The organism is Rhizobium esperanzae (assembly GCF_014197615.1).
Classification (GTDB): Bacteria; Pseudomonadota; Alphaproteobacteria; order Rhizobiales; family Rhizobiaceae; genus Rhizobium; species Rhizobium esperanzae_A.
Genome location: NZ_JACIFY010000022.1, coordinates 78,774 through 97,290 on the forward strand (window position 1 = coordinate 78,774; position 18,517 = coordinate 97,290).

The 18,517-nt window shown below is 62.0% G+C and carries 15 protein-coding genes; 3 read left to right on the forward strand and 12 right to left on the reverse strand.

The features are described from left to right. Positions 1-152 precede the first annotated feature (152 nt). Together GGD57_RS25060 and GGD57_RS25065 are read right to left on the reverse strand one after the other, a co-directional pair. On the reverse strand, positions 153-1,403 hold the full coding sequence (locus GGD57_RS25060) for an ABC transporter substrate-binding protein (protein ID WP_184472912.1): 1,251 nt from the start codon (positions 1,401-1,403) through the stop codon (positions 153-155). A gap of 55 nt (positions 1,404-1,458) precedes the next feature. After that, a complete protein-coding gene (locus GGD57_RS25065) occupies positions 1,459-3,570 on the reverse strand; it encodes a putative bifunctional diguanylate cyclase/phosphodiesterase (protein WP_184472913.1) in 2,112 nt (703 codons plus the stop codon). Between the two features lie 910 nt (positions 3,571-4,480). Here GGD57_RS25065 and GGD57_RS25070 point away from each other — a divergent pair. After that, positions 4,481-7,036 carry a sensor domain-containing protein gene (locus GGD57_RS25070; RefSeq protein ID WP_432443401.1) on the forward strand — a complete coding sequence of 852 codons (2,556 nt, stop codon included), beginning with the start codon at positions 4,481-4,483 and terminating at the stop codon, positions 7,034-7,036. A gap of 315 nt (positions 7,037-7,351) precedes the next feature. Next, positions 7,352-7,552: a hypothetical protein gene (locus tag GGD57_RS25075; protein ID WP_246713734.1), complete on the forward strand. Its 201-nt coding sequence runs from the start codon at positions 7,352-7,354 to the stop codon at positions 7,550-7,552. Positions 7,553-7,606: 54 nt separating this feature from the next. Here the strand turns inward: GGD57_RS25075 and GGD57_RS25080 are convergent, their stop codons facing one another. Genes GGD57_RS25080 through GGD57_RS25090 form a run of 3 tightly spaced genes read right to left on the reverse strand, consistent with a single transcriptional unit; the run spans position 7,607 to position 9,207 of the window. After that, positions 7,607-8,317: an RNA polymerase sigma factor gene (locus GGD57_RS25080; RefSeq protein ID WP_184472916.1), complete on the reverse strand. Its 711-nt coding sequence runs from the start codon at positions 8,315-8,317 to the stop codon at positions 7,607-7,609. Positions 8,318-8,351: 34 nt separating this feature from the next. Continuing rightward, complete coding sequence (locus GGD57_RS25085) at positions 8,352-8,678, reverse strand: cupredoxin domain-containing protein (protein ID WP_184472917.1); 327 nt, start codon at positions 8,676-8,678, stop codon at positions 8,352-8,354. Between the two features lie 7 nt (positions 8,679-8,685). After that, positions 8,686-9,207 (reverse strand): DUF4142 domain-containing protein, encoded by a 522-nt coding sequence (locus tag GGD57_RS25090; protein WP_184472918.1) that lies wholly within the window; start codon positions 9,205-9,207, stop codon positions 8,686-8,688. A 376-nt stretch (positions 9,208-9,583) separates the two neighbouring features. Between GGD57_RS25090 and GGD57_RS25095 the strand changes: the two genes are divergently transcribed. After that, the gene (locus GGD57_RS25095; protein WP_184472936.1) at positions 9,584-10,159 is read left to right on the forward strand and encodes a methyl-accepting chemotaxis protein; all 576 of its coding nucleotides are present in this window, start codon (positions 9,584-9,586) and stop codon (positions 10,157-10,159) included. Positions 10,160-10,284: 125 nt separating this feature from the next. Here GGD57_RS25095 and GGD57_RS25100 read toward each other — a convergent pair whose 3' ends face one another. The 7 genes from GGD57_RS25100 to GGD57_RS25130 all read right to left on the reverse strand — a co-directional run bounded on the left by GGD57_RS25100 (position 10,285) and on the right by GGD57_RS25130 (position 18,512). Continuing rightward, entirely contained in the window at positions 10,285-12,543 is a 2,259-nt protein-coding gene (locus GGD57_RS25100) for a bifunctional diguanylate cyclase/phosphodiesterase (RefSeq protein ID WP_184472919.1), read from the reverse strand. Positions 12,544-12,776: 233 nt separating this feature from the next. After that, positions 12,777-14,222: an aldehyde dehydrogenase gene (locus tag GGD57_RS25105; RefSeq protein ID WP_184472937.1), complete on the reverse strand. Its 1,446-nt coding sequence runs from the start codon at positions 14,220-14,222 to the stop codon at positions 12,777-12,779. A 20-nt stretch (positions 14,223-14,242) separates the two neighbouring features. Continuing rightward, positions 14,243-15,028, reverse strand: coding sequence for a coniferyl-alcohol dehydrogenase (locus GGD57_RS25110; protein ID WP_184472920.1), 786 nt, complete (start codon positions 15,026-15,028; stop codon positions 14,243-14,245). Between the two features lie 40 nt (positions 15,029-15,068). Further along, on the reverse strand, positions 15,069-16,106 hold the full coding sequence (locus GGD57_RS25115; protein ID WP_184472921.1) for a branched-chain amino acid ABC transporter permease: 1,038 nt from the start codon (positions 16,104-16,106) through the stop codon (positions 15,069-15,071). Beyond that, entirely contained in the window at positions 16,103-17,035 is a 933-nt protein-coding gene (locus GGD57_RS25120) for a branched-chain amino acid ABC transporter permease (RefSeq protein WP_184472922.1), read from the reverse strand. The genes GGD57_RS25115 and GGD57_RS25120 overlap by 4 nt, the downstream gene beginning before the upstream one ends. After that, positions 17,032-17,760, reverse strand: a complete 729-nt coding sequence (locus GGD57_RS25125) for an ABC transporter ATP-binding protein (RefSeq protein ID WP_184472923.1) — start codon at positions 17,758-17,760, stop codon at positions 17,032-17,034. The genes GGD57_RS25120 and GGD57_RS25125 overlap by 4 nt, the downstream gene beginning before the upstream one ends. Beyond that, positions 17,757-18,512 carry an ATP-binding cassette domain-containing protein gene (locus tag GGD57_RS25130; RefSeq protein ID WP_184472924.1) on the reverse strand — a complete coding sequence of 252 codons (756 nt, stop codon included), beginning with the start codon at positions 18,510-18,512 and terminating at the stop codon, positions 17,757-17,759. Before GGD57_RS25130 ends, GGD57_RS25125 begins: the two co-directional genes overlap by 4 nt. Positions 18,513-18,517 lie beyond the last annotated feature (5 nt).

Genomic DNA, 18,517 nt, shown 5'->3' on the forward strand with positions numbered 1-18,517 from the left:
TTGCCGGAAACACCTATAGCCGGGATTTCCACGGCGATGATATCCCCGGCCTCAATGAAGCCGATCTGGCGGCGAGGGGCGCGCCAGCCTTCATCCGTATCCGGCCGGAGCCGGCTTTCGAAGCGCGCGATCAACGCCTCGGCGGCAATCGCTCAGCGCTGCGTCAGCAGGTCGTGCAGGCGTTTCTGAACCTCTTGCGGAGACGTGTCCCTGTTGTTGAAAAAGTCGCCCACCACGGCGATCCAGCCCTCCGACATCTGGGTCGGCATGGCCTGGGATTGGGCGCTGACTTCGCCCTTCTTGGCCTTGATCATCTCCAATCCGAGCTTGCCGCATCGATCAAGTCCCGACGGGTCGACATCGGTGCGCACGGGCAGCGATCCCTTGATCCGGCTGAACGCCACCTGATTGTCCCGGTCTAGCACCATGCGGGCGAAAGCCTCCTGCGCCTCTGCCGTGCCGTCCCGATTGGTCAGCGGGAAGGCAAAGGCATCGATCACCATAAAATAGGCGATTGATGTGCCAGGAACCAGGCTGCAATCGAAATCCTTGTCGACGCGGTAGCCCCGCGCCGCAAGCTCGCCCTTGGCCCAGTCACCCATGAACTGCATGCCGGCCTTGCCCTGGCCTACCGCCGTCGTGGCATCAGCCCATGTCTTGTCCTTTCGCTGTTCGATCGGTTCGACATAGTTGGACAGGCGCAGCAGCACATCCAGGGCTTCGATCATGCGGGGGTCCTGCACCAGATCGGCGTCGCCGCTCATCAGGCGGGCATAACCTTCCGGGCCGAACTTCTGATAGACGATGTCATTGAAAATGAGCGACACCTCCCATCGTGAGGCGCCGAGCGCAATTGGCAGGCGTCCCGTCGCCTTGATCTTTTCGGCCGCGTCAAAGAGTTCTTCCCAGGTTTGCGGTGTCTTCACGCCGGCTTCGGCCAGCGCTGTCGTGCTCGTCCAGAGCCAGTTTTCAGCATGAATATTACTCGGCGCAAAATAGACTTTTCCCTTGTAGGAGATCCGGTCGAGAACCGTTGCAGGGATGACGTCCTGCCAATGATCGGCTTGCGCGACATCATCGATATCCTGCACGATGCCCATTTCCGGCAGTTCGCGCGATCCCTCGTTCGCATTCCACTGCATCACCGCCGGCGCATATCCGTTGGCGACGCGATCGCTCACCACCCGCTGGACGGCAACCTTGTTCTCCGCCGGCATGTCGACCCAACGGTTGCCGGCAGCGGTCCAGGCCTTGCGGTAAACGTCGAGCGCTGCGGACTCGCTTTTCGATACCCAGTAATGCACGACGTCCACCGCCAGGCCTTCTTCGGCAAAAGCCTGTGCCGCGGGAGCCGCCGCCGCGAGTGCCGCAGCAAGCCATGCCCGTTTGATTGTCCGGTTCATTCTCTGCCCTTCTTTCAATTGATCGATCCTGCCGCATCGTTTCTGTGCGCTGCGCTCAGGAGATGGATTCAACCCGCAATCTACGTGATCGCCCTGCTATCCCGCGCAGGGCCGGCCGCCGGGCCAGCCGTTCGACCGCTGCGAGAGCCGGTTCCGGCTTGGCGTAGAGATAACCCTGGCCAATCTCGCAACCGGCGTTCAAAAGGAAATGACGCTGGCTTTCCTCCTCGATGCCTTCCGCGACGCATCGCTTTCCGAGGTTGCGGGCGAGATCGATGATCGCCCGGATGATCTGCTCGGAGCGAATATCCTTGCCGATTTCGGCCACGAAGCTGCGGTCGATCTTGAGCTCGTCGAAAGGGAAGTCGCGCAGATGCACGAGCGAGGCGAAGCCGGTGCCGAAATCATCGAGCGAGATCGCCACCCCGTGCTTGCGGAAACGAGAGATGGTTTCGGCGATCTGATCGGCGCCGCGATTGAGGAAGACGTCCTCAGTGACTTCGATGGCAAAATCACGCCAGTCGAGCCGGTTCGCTTTGACCGCCGCTGCAATGAGGTCGTAACCGTCTTGGCTGACCAGAAGGGCTTCCGTCAGGTTGATGGCGACCGACCCCACGTTCAGCCCCGCAGCCTTCCATGCTCTCAGATCACGAGCGACGATGCCGATGATACAGCGCGTCATGCTGTTGATGAGATGGCCTTCCATGAGCGGCAGGAAGCGGCCGGGCGGCAGAATGCCGAGTTGGGGGTGGTGCCAGCGCACCAGCGCTTCAAAGCCCAGATGCTCGCCGGTCTGCAGATTGACCTTCTGCTGATAGTAGACGACGAACTCGTCGCGGTCGGCAGCAAAGGCGAGGGCTGCGGCGAGCCGGTTCTGCTCAAGCCGCTGGGCGAAGGATGCCTCATCGAAGATGACGGCAGTATTGCGCTTGGCCTTGGCGGCATAAAGCGCCAGATCGGCGATGCGCATGAGGGTTGCCTCATCGGATGCATGGCCGGGCACGACCGCGCCGCCGACGCTGGCCGAAACCGGCAGCAGCCGGCCCTCGAAGCGACATTCCGTGGCAATGGCTGCAACGGCGCGTTCGGCAATTCCTTCCAGCGTCGCCGTATCCGATATTCCCGGAATGAGAGCGGCAAACTCGTCGCCGCCAAGCCGTGCCACGACGTCGCCGGCGCGGAAAGTCTTCTGCAGCGCGCTCGCAACATGGTTCAGAACCGCATCCCCGGCCGGGTGACCGAAGCTGTCATTGATGGCCTTGAAGTGGTCGAGATCGACCAGCAGCATGGAAAAGCCGGCGCCCGTCCGTTCTACGGAGCTGAAAAGCCCGTTCAGCGCCTCATTGAAGGAAGATCGATTGCCAAGGCCCGTCAGCGTGTCCGTATGGGCCAGATGCGTCAGCTTGATCTCGAAATCGAGCGTCCGGCGGTGCTCGGTGCGCAGCTTTATCAGCAGCGGTATAAACAGAATGAGGGTCGCCAGGATGAGTGTTGCCGCAGTGAGGCTCAGAAGCACTGCGCTGATCAGGCGGGTGTGATCGATGCTCACATCGCTCCGGTCATGCGCGCTCTCGATCAAGGCGCTGAACTGACGCATGAGCATGCTGTCGGAAGAGACGGCGAAGTCGATCGGTCCCCAGAAACTGTAACGCTCCCGCCGGTCCTGCAATTTCGCGGTGACGACGCGTTCGGCTCGTTGAAGAAAATCTTCCAGCCGCCCGTCGAGTTCCAGGCGCAGCTTCTCCGATGCCGCGTCCCGCCCGTTCAGCCGTTCGAGAAGGTTCGCCTCGACCTCGACATTCAGCGCGTTCAACTGTGCGCTCATGGCGCGGATGTCGTCGATCGCTCCTTGAACGTCCTTGAGCATGGGCCGGACGATATATTCGGGCATATTCGGATCGGCCGAAGCGCGCATGATCGCCCGGGTCTGATTGCCAAGCTGCTGGAAGCGAATGAATTGGCGGCCGATCAGATAGCTGATGTTCTGCTGCAGGGAATGACGATCGAGTGCCACCTTGACCGTCAGGAAGGTTGCCCCGATCAGAACCGTCATGACGACGACGGCAAGCACGTAATGGCGCCCGATGGAGCGGATATATTTCGCCACGGAAGAGCGGGACTCGCCGGGCGGTGTCACCGTGTTTTCCAAATCCGAACCAACCCCCATTCGCGCTCCATCAGGAAAAGTATAAATTGGCCGAGCTGCCTTCAGCCCACCGGCTGTTCAGCCCGTTTTTAAAGACGGCTTGAATTTCTTGCTGCTGGAGCCCGCTGTTTGAAGCCGTCGCGTTTGCGCCGGATGGCAGCGTCACCATGATTTATCGGAGGATCGGCCCTCATGGCCTGAGTTCGCGCCGGAAAATGCAAGGCCTCACGTCATCGCTCGCTGGCAAGACTGGAGGCTCCCGGAGCGAGGCGGCTCCGCCCGTCAAGAGTTCGAGGCGACGGGGATATTCTGATCTGTCGGGCCGGATCGGCGCGCGCCGTCTGCGCCATATCGAGAAAAACTGCTGCCATGTGCATGCGAATTATTGAACATTTTCCCCCTCTGAGCGCATGCCGTCTGCATTGATGAGCAGCGCCTGTTTCGGCTTGTCCCGCAACCCGTCTTCATGGCGGAGAGGTACGGGCAGCACCTCGTTCGAATGGTTCAAAACTGCGGACAGTCTGGTTTCAGAAGCGTAAACGCCTTCGTGAAAAACTAACAAAACCAGATTCTTGCGAGAAGACCCGCACGAAAACATCGTGAATTGGCCACGCTGTTCGGATTCCGGATAAAAGCTATGTCCCTTTCCGGGCCAGTGGTGAAACCCTGGCAGGGCAAGTCGGCAATATCCAAATCGCGCGGTTCGATCCGGATCGCGCGTCGAATGTGACGCGCTGCGGGAGGACGCAGCGATCTCTTAATTTTCTGGCCGCATTATTCAGGTCTGAGTGACGTGCAGTGGTTGCAGCGGCCCGGCGCTCCTGCGGTCTCATCTTCATCAGTTTGCGCCTCAAATGACTTGGGCGGCTTTCCTAGAGAATTCGCGGTCGGATGAATGACACATCCAGCCGTACGCATGGTGAGGATATCCATGACGAAGTCGTCGTCCCAATCGCTCCAGCAGCCGGTCCTTTTCATGGAAGGCCGCGAGCGGGATGGAGCGCAACATCAGGACGCCGCCGTCGCCGGGCAAGCTCTTCCGGAAGTTTTGCTCGGCGTATGTCCCCTTCCCGTATTCTACAAGAACACGCATGGCCGTTATATCGGCTGCAACAAGGCTTTCGAAGACTTCGTTGGTCTCACGCGCGACGAGATCCTCGGGAAAACCGATTTCGATCTTCATCCGAAACATCTGGCCGAACTCTATTTTGCTGAGAGTGAGGCGCTCCTCCAAAGGGGTGGAGCCCAGTACACCGAGAGAAAGTTTACCACGGCAAATGGGGCCGTTCGGGACGTCGCCATCAACAAGGCAGTCTTGACCGGGGAAAACGGCGATCCAGCTGGCCTGATCGGCGCCGTCGTCGACATCACCGAGCACAAGCAGGTGCAGCGGGATCTCAAGAAGGCGCTCGAATTCGCAGAGGGGATCATTACTGCCATTCCGGATGTTCTGTTCGAAGCGGACGAAGACGGCCGCTATCTGCAGGTCTGGACGCGAAACCCCGAACTGCTGGCCCAGCAGAAGGAGATGCTGGTGGGCAAGACCGTCAACGACGTTCTTGCGTCCGATCAGGCGGCCATTGCGATGGAGGCGCTTCGGGCGGCCGGCAAAGAGGGCGTTGCCTATGGCCGATGCATCCGCATCTCGCTACCGAACGGCGAGACGCGCTGGTTCGAACTCTCTGTCGCAAGACGACCGGGCGGCGATCCCGCCGCCGCGACGCTCCTGGCATTCTCGCGTGACATTACCGAGCGAAAACAGGCGGAAGACGCCATCAATTCGGTGCGGACGCAGCTGCTCAGCGTGCTTCAGACCATGCCCGATATGGTCTGGGCCAAGGACATGGATGGTGTCTATCTGCTGTGCAACCACGCGTTCGAGCGGTTGACCGGAATGGCGGAAGCCGACGTCGTCGGGAAAACGGATAGCGAACTGTTCGACATCGAAAGGGCTCGGTCTTTTCGGGAAACGGACAGGGCGGCGATTGAGGCCGGAGAGTGCATCCTGAGTGATGAGGAATGGGTCGTTTCCCAGGAGAGCGGTGAATCCGTTCTTCTTGAAACGCGCAAGGTGCCGATCATGGATGCAGGTGGAGACGTCGTTGGGGTCCTCGGTGTGGCGCGCGACGTGACCGAGTTGAACGTCTCACGCCAGAAAATCCACCAGATGGCCTTTTTCGATCCTTTGACGTCGCTGCCGAACCGATCGCTTTTCAACGATCGGCTGCGGCAGATGCTCACCTCGGCCGGATCGCGGGGCCAGCGGGCCGGTGTGATGCTGATCGATATCGACCATTTCAAGGTGGTCAACGACACGATGGGACATCCCGTCGGCGATCAATTGCTCTGTCAGGCGGCCGCACGTCTCAATGCGAGTGTGCGCGACTACGATACCGTCGCCCGTCTCGGCGGCGACGAATTCGCGATCCTGCTGCCGGAGCTTCGGCAAGGCGACGATCTCGGCCGGATCGCCAGTAACATTCTCGAAAAATTCAGGGCAAGTTTCCTGCTGGACGGCCAGGAAGTCTTCATTTCATGCAGCGTCGGCATCGCGCTCTATCCCGATGACAGCACTGATGCCAACGACCTGGTGAAATACGCCGACTCGGCGATGTATCTCGCCAAACGCTCCGGGCGAAACAGTTTCCGCTTCTATTCGAAGGATCTGACCGCGAACGCCGAGGAACGCATGCGGCTGGAGTCGGAATTGCGCCGCGCCATCGAGCGCCAGGAATTGGAATTGCACTATCAGCCGAAGGTGCTCCTGGAGAACGGCGCCATGGTCGGCTCCGAAGCCTTGCTGAGATGGCGTCACCCTGAAATGGGCATGATTCCTCCCGCCCGTTTCATTCCGGTCGCCGAAGACACGGGGCTGATCGTGGAACTCGGGCGGTGGGTGCTGCGCGAGGCCTGCCAGACGGCGACCGAGTTGAACGCCGACGGCCGCTCACCGCACAAGGTGGCGATCAATCTCTCGGTCAAGCAGTTCCAATCTGCCGGACTGGTAAAGTCGATCGCCGAAATTCTCGACGAGACCGGCTGCCGCGCGGAATGGGTCGAGATCGAAATAACCGAAAGCCTTCTGCTCGATCAGAAGAATGAAACGCTGCAGGCGCTCTCTGAACTTCGAAGCATGGGATTTTCGATTGCCATCGATGATTTCGGCACCGGCTATTCGGCGCTCAACTATCTCGCGCGCTTTCCGATCGATACGCTGAAGATCGACCGATCGTTCATCAACAGCACCGACAGACGTAACGAGGAGCTGGTCAAGGCGATCCTGTCCATTGCGCGCTGTCTCGGACAGAGCGTGGTGGCAGAGGGCGTTGAAACCACCGAGCAGGCAGCTTTCCTGGCGGCAAATGGATGCGGTTCGGCGCAGGGGTTCCTCTACAGCAAAGCCGTGCCCAAGGCCGATATCATCGCGCTCAGGCTGCGCTCTGCTGCAAGCGGGGCCAACCCGGGCGAGACGCGGTCCTGCGGGTGAACGCCGCTGGAAAATGATGATTTGGGCGCGATCCGAGCGGCAGGAGCAGATGGCGCCGCGATCCGAAAATGTGCGATTGCCGCAGCCCTATCCACTTGGCGCAGCAAAGCTGTCATGGGAATTCCGGCCCGCGCAAAAATAGGAATTTGTTAAGGCTGAGGCGGTGTTTATGGCCGCACGAACACAGGCAACTCGCTGCAATGAATAGTGAGGATGTTCCGGGCGATCGGCATGAAATAGGCCATCCCTTTGAGCCATCGGATCCGGAGACATGAGCGTTTCCTCTCCGCCAGAACAACGAAACAAAGAATGCAAATGGCTGAAATCATCCCCTTTCCAAATCCGGTTCCCAGCACGTCGATGGAGCTTCACGACTCGCAGGCCTCGGGCCAACCGGCCGACGATCCGGAGATGGATCAGATCCTCCAGGCGCGTGCCCGGATCCGAAACGTTTTGGACGAACTCGATAGACTAACCGGCGCGCTGCAAGCCTGCTCCCCGCTGCCGGGGGTATAGGGGCGACCATTGTTGCCCGGCGGGCCGGCGAGTATGAGATCTTGTTGCGAGATGTCATGTCGGCTGCTGAAGGGCCGTAATGACGCGATCGGCCATGGAAGCGCAGCGGGCGCCATCGAAGGGGAACAGCGCCTGGAATGCGCCGGAGAGCCGTTTTTCGATCGACTGACGCATCATCTTTCGTGCCCGGTGCAGCCGTGTCCTGGCGGTTTCGGGCCTGATGCCGAGAGAGGATGCAGCCTCTTCGGTGCTCATGCCTTCGACATCACGCAGCACGAAGATGGCGCGAAAATCAGCCGGCAGTTCGTCGACTGCATGTTCGAGGAGCTGGCGCGCCTGGCTCCGCGACAGCTCGGTTTCCGGATCGGTTGCGGAGAGTGAGGACGGAAACTGAAGCACTTCGCCGCCCGGCGACGTCGTCTGCATGTCGATTTCCTCGAGCGTGGTGGTGTTCTTCTGTCGGCGCACACGGCCGAGCGCCTCGTTGAGCGTGATCCGGGTCAGCCATGTCGAAAGTTCGGCCTCGCCGCGGAACGTCGCCAGATTGGTGAAGGCCTTGATATAGGCGGCCTGCACGACGTCTTCCGCCTCCCCATCGTTGCGGATGACGGCGCGCGCGGTGCGGAACAGACGCTGGTTGTGGCGCTGGACGATGGCCCGAATGGCGGGTTCGTCGCCCTGCTTCGCGAGGGGCACGAGTTCGGTGTCCGATAGCGTCGATATGTGCTGCCGGTGTCGCGCGACCGGAACCGGAATGGCTGCCATGGAAATCTCCGCGTTGTTCGATCGGAGCCCGACCCTACGGCCGGGCGTCCAGTTTGCCCGTCATGGCCGGATGAAAACGGCAATAGAAATCGACAGCTCCCGCCCGGTTGACCGTCATCCGCGCTTCCGATTTCGGCGGCAGATCGATATCGAAACTTTTGTCGCGGGCCGTCGCCGTATGCCGGAATATATCATCGTTTCGCCAGATGATCACATCGCCGACACGCAGCTCGGCAGGTGCTGAGCCGAATTTCATGCCCGCGATGGTGACCTGATATTCCCCCGCCGAAGCGGCCCCGGCGCTCGCCCACAGCAGCGCAAACAGCAGGGGAAGCCGCAGCACCTTGATAAGTCGGCCCATCGCTGGCCTACTTGATCATCGAAGCGAGATGCTCGGCATGCATCTGATGCTGCTTGAACAGGGTCAGGCCCGTTTCCAGCAGCGACTTCAGCTCTTTATTCTGAGCCGAAGGGATCAGCACCTTGGCGAGCGCATCGTTGACCGACTTGTGATAGGCGACCTCGTTTTCGACATAGGCCTTGTCGAAGGCTGCGCCGTCGAGGGCGCCGAGCGTCGTCAGTTCCTTGCTCGCCTGGGTCGAGAGCGACTGGCTGATCTTGTTGTCCTCCGGCGTCACCTTCAGCTTCTTGACGAGCGCGAGCGCCTGATCGTTGACGGCCTTGTGATCGCGCTCCATGGTCTTGGCGAATTCGATGACCTCGGCATTCTTGCTCTTCTTCAGCGCCTGCTCCGCGGCAGTGACATCGATCTGCCCGGCCGTATAGGCGATATGGGCGATCTGAGGGTCGGTCGGCTTGGCATCGGCGGCGATCGAGGCGGTGCCGAGCGACGCTGCGATGAAGGTTGCGCCGAGAATTTGCTTGAACATGATCTGTCTCCTTTGTCGGATGGAAGCGAGCATTGGATGCAGATCGATCGAAAAGGTTCCCGGAAATTTTCGAAGCGGGAAGCGGCTGTCGGCCATAGCCGGACCTGCCGCTTGCAGGCCGCCGTCCTAAGCAAAATACGCCGGTCCTATCCGTTTCGCGCGCCAAAGATCCGGTCGCGGCAAGGCCGAAGGGTTTTTTTAAGCGTTGCCGCATTGGATGGGGTCGCGCGCTGCGGGCCGGGATAACCCGTCCGGCTGACGCAGCGGCGGGGGTCCAGCAGGCATATGGGAAACGACATGATAGATCGCAATTGTGCGCTTATGATCCGCGGCGGGTCATGCGGCTGCGGTGCATTGCGCTGAGGCTTGGGTGGGCATGGTCGAGATAACGAACGGCTCCGGGCGGAACAAGACGTACCAGGATCGAGATTCTGAAGATCCCGCAACGATGGAAGCGTCAGCCGACCTCAGCGATCAGAAAGCCAGGTTCTGCGCCGAGATCGCAGCCTTGGCGACGGCTGTCATGGGCGGAGATCTGACGCGGCGCATGCATGCCGATTATGCAGACCCGGATCTTGGCCGTTCGTCCGCCATCCTCAACCAGCTGATCGCTTCGATCGGCGATAATTTGCAAGATTTCAACGATGCAATGGCCGCTCTCGCCCAGGGAGATTTGCATCGCCGCGTGCGGGAGAAGCACCGCGGCGCCTTCGGGCCGTTGCAGAAGAATTTCAATCTGGCCATTGCAACGGTGCGTACGGTGCTGGGAGAGCAGGGTTCGGATCAGTTTACCGACAAGGCTGCGAAATTTCGCCGGATGCTGACGGCTTTCACGCGGGATGAGACCGTTTTCGCAATTCGCATCTCCGATGAGGATTCGCGGCCCATTCCTTCGCCTCCCCACGATCTGTGGCTGAAGCTCGCCGACGCATTGGATGGTTTCTCGGTCTAGAGCATGTCGCGCAAAAGTGTGCAGCGGTCTTGCGGCAACGACATGCGGAAAACAAAGACCTAAAGCGGCTAAGAGCGAACCTGAAAGATCGCGACGCGCTTTAGTCCATCGAAGCAGGCGAGCGATCAGCCTGCCCCTGTCAGTCCCTTGTCCTTCATGCTGCAAAATTCGATCAGCTGCTGCGAGCTCATCGGCCGCGCCAGGGCGTAACCCTGCAGCAGATGGCAACCGAGATCCTTCAGGATCTTCGCATGTTCCATTGTCTCCACGCCCTCGGCAACGATGTCGATGTTCTGTGACCGGCCGATTTCGATGATCGAGGAGACCAGGCGGCGCTGAGAGGGAGAGGCGATGATCGGCTTGATGATCTCCCGATCGATCTTCAGCCTGCGGGGCTCAAATCGAAGCAGGCTGACGATGCTGGCATGGTCGGTGCCGAAATCATCGATCTCGATTTCAATGCCAAGCTGTTTGACGGCGGGAATGATCTCGCTGAGAACGGGTTGAAGATGGTCGAAGGAGATTGTCTCGAGCAGCTCGAAACAGAGACGGCCCTTCGCAACCGGAAGCGCGGAGAGCTCGGCCAGCAGATCGGCCTGCGCCAGCCGGCGCGCCGATATATTCACCGAGACGCGCGGGATCTGCATTCCCAGGCTGTCCCATCGCGTCAGCTCGAACAGCGCCTTTTGCAGGATCAGCCTGTCCATGTCGCCGCTGCGCCCAAGCTTTTCGGCGACATCGAGAAATGCGTTCGGGCCGAGCAGACCCTTTCGCGGATGATCCCAGCGGGCAAGGGCCTCGACGCCGGCGATCGCCAATGTATTGGCATCGAATTGCGGCTGGAAGAATGCCACGAGTTCGTCGCTGTCGAGCGCATGATCGAATTCATCCGCCAGTTCTTTCGACTGGATCGCCGCGCTGCGCAGTTCCTCGGTGAAAATTGCCGCGCGGCCGCGGCCCGTCTTCTTCGCCTCGTAGAGAGCCAGATCGGCATTCAGAAGCAGTTGACCGAGGTCGCGCCCGCGCCCCTGTTCGGTTTCCCAGGCGACGCCGGCGCTCGCACCGACAACGCACTCCGCACCATCGATGAAGAGGGGCTGCTCGAGCGTCTCGACAATCTGCTGGACCAGTCCGTTGGCTTTCGGCGCGGGATCGCTGCTCCAGCTGGCGAAGATGAACTCGTCGCCACCGATCCGAGCCGCGACATCGGTCGGACCGGCGAGGTCAGCAAGGCGCAAAGCCGTCGTCTGCAACACCGTGTCGCCTCCGGCATGGCCTTTGGTGTCGTTGATCTCCTTGAAACGATCGAGATCGATATGGATCAGGATCAGGCAATCGTCCGCGCCCGGTCTTTGCGGCTGCGCGATCATCCGGTCGATAAACCGTCGATTGGGAAGCCCGGTCAGGGCATCGTGCAACGACAGATATTCCAGCCTCTGGCGGGCGCGAACGAGTTTTTTCTTGTGCAGGCGAAGCTTTTCGATGGTTCTCTGGCGTGATTTGGTGAGGAAGCCGACCCAGATCATCGGCGCGACGACGCACAGCGACAGCAGGCTCGCATAGAACTCGAAAATGCCGATCCCGTTATACGGAGCCCATCCGTGTTTGGGCACGGCGACGAGGGTCCATCGGCCATAGGTCATGTCGACGGAGGTCACGACCGGCTGCTTCGAAAAAGTGTCCAGGCTGCCGAGAAAAACTTGTTTGGGCGAATCCGGCTCCGGTACGGTGCTGATGGCGATCTCAAGCTCGCTCGAGCCAAGGCCGCTTTCCCCGTAAAGTCTCGGAATATCGACGATGCCGGAGAGAAGTCCCCAAAAGACCTGGCTCGTTCCGTCATTGATATAGATCGGGCACCTGACGACGAAAGCCGTTCCACCCTGGACAAGCTCCACCGGGCCTGTCAGCACGATATTGTGGGTGTTGCGCGCCAGCATCGCGGCAGGCCGCTGCTTTTCGTTCGTCCGGTAATCGAGGCCGATCGCCTTTTCATTGCCTTTTTCCGGATAGACCCATTTGACCACCATGCCGGGTGCGGCGGCAAAACTGCGCAATTGTGAATCGGGCTGCAGGATCTCAGCCGCAAGTTTGGAAAATGCCGCCTGGCCCATCTCCGGATTGACGGCGATCCCCGCCGCCAGGCCCTGCAGCAGCTTCACATTGCCGTTGAGGTTGGTCTGGAGCCGGGAGGATATGGTGGCCAGCTCGCCGGCGACCCCCGCGCGTTCATCGGCGAGCGATCGTTCCAGCCGCCAGTTCGTTGCCACCCAGACGACGATGACGGCGATGGCCGCCGCAAATATTGCCGGAGCAAATGCGCTGGTGTGGCGCATGATAGCGCCCACAAAGCCGCGCGCTACCTTTGGATGTCTTCGAAACTTCATCAGGTCGCCAGTGCAGATAACAGGCGCCTACCCTTGCACAGTTTGTTTAAGGCAACGCTAAACCCGACAAGGCACGATCGGGCAACGCTTCTTTTTGACCTGGATCGTGAAGCGCCCCGCCCCAACTCCTGGAGCGAAGGCGCTTTAGGTTCGGGTAAAACGCGCCGCAACCGCGATGGCCGCTGCGGCGCTCATGATTTTCAATAGTTTCGGGCGCCGAGCCGCAATGCCCCTCAGAAGGGATAATGCTGGGCGGAATCCTCGATGGTGATCCAGCGCAGGTCGGTGAATTCGGCGATTGCCGCCTTGCCGCCGAAGCGGCCGTAGCCGCTGCCCTTGACGCCGCCGAAGGGCATCTGCGCTTCATCGTGCAGCGTCGGGCCGTTGATGTGGCAGATGCCGGATTCGATGCGCGCCGCAACCGCCATCGCCCGCTGGATGTTGCGGCTGAAGACGGCGGATGACAGGCCGTATTCGGTGTCGTTGGCGATGCGGATGGCTTCCTCCTCACCGGCGACGCGAATGATCGGCTTGACCGGGCCGAAGGATTCTTCCGCATAGACGCGCATGTCGGGGGTGACGTGATCGAGCAGCGTCGCCTCGACCACCGTGCCGGAGCGTTTGCCGCCGGCCACGAGTTTTGCGCCCTTGGCGGTGGCATCGGTGATCAGCTCCTCCATCTTCCTGGCGGCGTCGAGGCTGATCAGCGAGCCGAGAACGACATGGCCGCGCGGGTCGCCGGCCGGCAGCTGGCCGGCGCGGGCGGCCAGCTTGGCAACGAACTGATCGGCGATTGCTGCGTCGACGATGATCCGCTCTGTCGACATGCAGATCTGGCCCTGATGCATGAAGGCGCCGAAAATCGCGGCATTGACGGCGCCGTCGATATCGGCGTCGTCGAGAATGACCAGCGGCGCCTTGCCGCCGAGCTCGAGCAAAGCGGGTTTGAGATATTTGCCGCAGGTCTCGGCGATGATCCTGCCGACCTTGGTCGAGCCGGTGAAGTTCACCCGCCTGACGGCCGGATGGGCAATGAGTGCGTTGACGATGTCAGGCGCATCCTCCGGCGCATTGGTCAGAACGTTGATGACGCCGGCCGGCAGGCCGGCTTCGGTCAGCACTGTCGCGATCAGCCGGTGGGTGCCCGGGCATTGTTCGGATGCCTTGAGGATGACGGTGTTGCCGCAGGCGATCGGCATGGCGATGGCGCGGGTGGCGAGGATGACGGGCGCATTCCACGGCGCGATTGCCAGACACACGCCGGCCGCCTGGCGAACGCCCATGGAAAGCGAGCCGGGCTTGTCGGAAGGGATGATTTCGCCCGAAATCTGCGTCGTCATCGCGCCCGCCTCGCGCAGGATATTGGCGGCGAGCATGACGTTGAAGCCGGCCCAGGGCGCGGTGGCGCCGGTCTCCTCGATCATCAGCCGGGTAAATTCGGCCACTTTCGAATCCATGATGTCGGCGGCTTTCATCAGGATGGCGCGGCGCTGGCCGGGCCCGGTCTTCGACCAGGCGCCGAAGGCGGCGGAAGCGGCGTCGACGGCGGCCGCGACATCCTCGAGGCTGGCCGCGGCGGCGCGGCTCGCAAGCGTCTCGGTGAAGGGGTCGATCCGGTCATAGGTCCGGCCGCTGGAGGCTGCCCGGTCGGCGCCGTTTATGAGCAGGGAAATATTCATCATGGGTCTCCTGGAAAGAATTAGAAGCCGAGAACGTCGGCGTTGATGGAGGCTTCGAGGCCGCCGTCGGCGGCAAGATTGGCGCCGTTGATCCAGCGTCCGCCGTCCGAGCAGAGGAAGAGCACGGCGGGCGCGATGTCGGCCGATGTGCCGGCGCGGCCGACGCGGGTGATGTCGCTGTCGACCCTGGCGTCGCCGAGCACGGCGCGGAACTGCTTGAGGATCGGCGTTTCCACCGGCCCGGGGCTCACCGCATTGACGCGGATGCCGCGGTCCTTGAACAAGGGCTGGTGGGCCGCGCGCATGGTCCAGAGCAGCAGCAGTTCCTTGGAGAGCGGGTAGCCTTGCTCGTCCTTGAGGCCGTGTTCGGCGGCAACGGCCGCCACATCCGGAAAGCCTTCGATCGAGGTCAGCAATTTGGCCCGCTCGAGATTGGCGCGCCAGCCGTAACCGGCGATCGAGGCGACGTTGACGATAGCGCCGCCTTCGCGCAGGCGCGGTGCCACGGCTTCCGACAGCGCACGCAGCCCGTAGAAATTGACGGCGAGCGTCGAGACGACGCCGGTATTGCCGGAAAGGCCGGCGACATTGGCGAGCGCATCGAGGCGCGTCGGCAGCTGCGCGGCGATTTCGGCAACGCCCGATGGCGTGGAGAGATCGCCCTTGATGAAGGCGGCACTTCCATGTGCCGGTTCGCGCACATCGACGCCGATGACCTCGGCGCCCATCTGGCCGGCCAGATCAGCCGTTCGGGCGCCGATGCCGGAGGCGACGCCGGTCACCAGGATTGTTTTACCAAAAAGCATGGATTTCACCTTTCGCAAGAAAGCCAGTAAGCAGGTCGGTTCATTCTTTCCATTTGATTTTCGTCGGGCCGGGCAGTTTCAGCCGGTAGCCGACGGGCAGAAGCTGGAGGTTGAAACGGCGTTCGATTTCGCCCCAGAGGCCGCGCGGCAGGTAGAGCGAGAAGATCAGCGCGGTGGCGCCAAGCCCGATCAGATACCAGACGCCGGCCGAGCCGAAGAACGTCTCGATGACGAAGAACAGGATGGCCCCGAGGATGGCGCCCTCGAACTTGCCGATCCCGCCGACCAGCACCATGAAGATCATGTAGGCCGTCCACTGGACGCTGAAATAGGTCTTCGGCTGGAAGGTCGTGGCGGTCGCCAGCCACAGGCCGCCGGCAATCGCGATGCCGAAGGCGGCGAGCACGAAGAGCAGCCGCTTGGTGGCGGTCACCCGCACGCCGACCGAGGTCGCCGCCTCCTCATTGTCGCGGATCGCCTGCATCGCCGCACCCGCACGGCTGCGCATCAGCATGAAGAGCGCGCCGAGCAGGGCGGCCATGGATGCGAGCGCAAGCCAGTAGATCGCCGCCCGCCGCGTGCCGCTGTCATAGACATTGAGCGAAATCAGCGAGGTTCCGGTTTCCCCCTGGATCAGCCGGTCGAGATTGACCAGCAGATGGGCGAGTTCGGCCACCACCCACATGCCGATCGCAAACTCGCCGCCCTTCAGCCGCAGCATGAACAGCGAAAGCGGGATCGACAGCGCCCCGGTCACGACTGCGGCGGCAAAGACCGAGACGAAGGGATCGAGCCCCGCATCGGCGAGCCGAATGGTGAAATAGGCGCCGAGGCCGAAGAACACCTGCTGGCCGACCGAGACCAGCCCGCCGAAACCGGCAAGCGCATTCCACATGGCGGCCAGGATCACATAGATGAATAGCGCCGTCATCCGGTCGATCGCACCGGCGCCGAGCACGGCAGGCGCAAGGATCAGCAAGGCAAACACCGCGGCCATGGAGCCAAGCGCCACCCGCGACGAGGTCGTCCAGCGCTCGATCGATATTCCGTTGGAGGCGAAGCTCGTATTGGGGCTCATGTCGGGCTCCGAAGGCGTGCGCGAAGGTTGAGGAGGGCGCCGGGTTTCAGAAGTGCTGCGATTTTATCGAAAACCGGCAGATGGGACCGGGACAGCCGGATGAAAAGCACCAGCAGGAACACGGCATGGCCGCCGATCAGAAAGCCCTGCGGATGCAATTGCGCGCCGAGCGATTGGGCAAGGCCGAGAATGATGCCGCCGGCAAGCGTGCCCCAGAGCGATCCGGCTCCGCCGATGACCGCGGCCTCGAAGGCAAAGAGCAGCTGCGGGCCGCCGGCATAGGGGCTGAAGGTCGCCCGCATGCCGAGAAAGGCGCCGGCAATGCCGATCGTGACCATGGTGATGGCGGTCGCCACCGCATTCACCCTGCGCGCATCGATGCCGACGAGCCCTGCCGTATCGGGATCCTCGGCCGTGGCGCGGATGGCGCGGCCGAGCGCAAAACGGCCGAGGAAGAATTGCAGCCCGCCGAGAATGAGGATCGCCGTCACCATCATCATCACGGCAAGCTTGCCGACGAAGATGTGGCCCGGCAGCTGCCAGGATGCATAGGAGAGGTTGCCGATGAAGGGCGCGAGCGACCTTGTGTCGGCGCCGAACTGTTCGAACAGCAGGTTGTCGATGACGATCGACAGGCCGAAGGTCGTCAGGATCGGCAGCAGCGTGCCGCCGCGGGCGCTGCGTTCGAGAATGAAGCGCTGCAGCAGCCAGCCGATCACCGCCATGACGGGCAGCACGATCAGTAGGCCGGCGAAGGGCGGGATGCCGGCCTTGGCGGCAAGCAGCCACAACCCGTAGGCGGCCGCGACCGCCAGGCTGCCATGCGCGAGATTGATGATCCGCATGACCGAAAACATGAAGGACAGGCCGCAGGCGATGACGGCGTAATAACCGCCGAGCAGGAGGCCCTGGATCAGGGTGTTGATCATGATGCGCTCCTTTCGCCGGATGACCGGTGCAATCCGAAATAGGCTTTGGTGACCTCGTCGCGGGTGACGGCGGCTGCCGGCCGGTCGAGCACGATGCGGCCTTCCAGCATGCAGATGACACGGCTTGCGACACTCATGGCGCGGCCGAGATCCTGCTCGACCAGCACGATCGTCGTTCCCGAAGTCAGCAGCGCCTGCAGCTGCGCATAGACGCGGTCGACGACCAGGGGCGAAAGCCCGAGCGAGACCTCGTCCAGCAGAAGAATATCGGGATTGCTCATCAGCGCCCGGCCGATGGCGGTCGCCTGCTGTTCCCCGCCGGAGAGGTGCCCGGTCTTGGCGTGACGGCGGGGTTTCAGGTTCGGGAAGGCGTCGAGCACACGGTCGATGTTCCACGCGCCCTTGCGCCCGCAGCTCTTGCCGAGAAGCAGGTTCTCTTCGACCGTCATCTGCGAAAACAGCCGCCGGCCTTCCGGCACCAGGGCGATGCCCTTGGCGATCCGCTTGTGGGAGGGGACAGTGGCCAGGTCTTCATCGCCGAGAAGCACGCGGCCGGAGGCGGGCAGATGGGCGCCGGCGATCGATCTGAGCAGCGTCGACTTGCCGGCGCCGTTGGCACCGACCAGCGCCAGCACCTCGCCCTTGACGATATCGAAGCTGACCCCGCGCACCGCCTGCAGCAGGCCGTGGCGGACGTCGAGATTCTCAATGGAAAGCAGGCTCATGCGGGCGTCCCTCCAAGATAGGCCTTCACCACCTCGGCATCGCTCATGACAGTCTTCGGGTCGCCGTCGGCGATGATCCGGCCGGCATCCATGCAGATCAGCCGTTCCGCCACCTGCAGCAGGATATGGACGATATGCTCGATCCAGACGATGCCGATGCCGCGGCGGCGCAATTCCAGGATGGTTTCGACGAGTTCGCTCGCCTCGCCATCGGTCAGGCCGCCGCCGATCTCGTCGAGCAGCAGCAGTCGCGGCTGGGTGGCAAGCGCACGGGCAAGCTCCAGGCGCTTGCGATCCAGCAGGCCGAGCGTATCGGCCTGGCGGTTGGCGACCCCGAGCATGCCGCAGAGCGACAGCGAATCCACCACCCGCTCATAGGCCTCGTCGCGGCTTGCCGCATTGCCGTGCGAGGCGGCGACGAAGACGTTCTCGAAGGTCGTCATGCCGCTGAAGGGCTTGGGGATCTGATGCGTCCGCACGAGCCCGGCGCGGCAGCGCTCCGCCGCCGTCCGGCCGGTGACCTCAGTGCCGTCGAAGGTGATGCTTCCGGCACTTGGGCGATAGGCGCCGGCAAGCACGCTGAGTAGCGTCGTCTTGCCCGCGCCGTTCGGCCCGACGATGCCGACCGCCTCGCCGTCGCCCATGGAGAAATCGAGATTCTCCAGCACCACAAGCGCGCCGAACCGCTTGTGGATCCCTCTGGCCGAGAGAAAAGCTTCCCCCGGCCGTCTTTGCGCTTCTTGCCTCTGCACTGCTG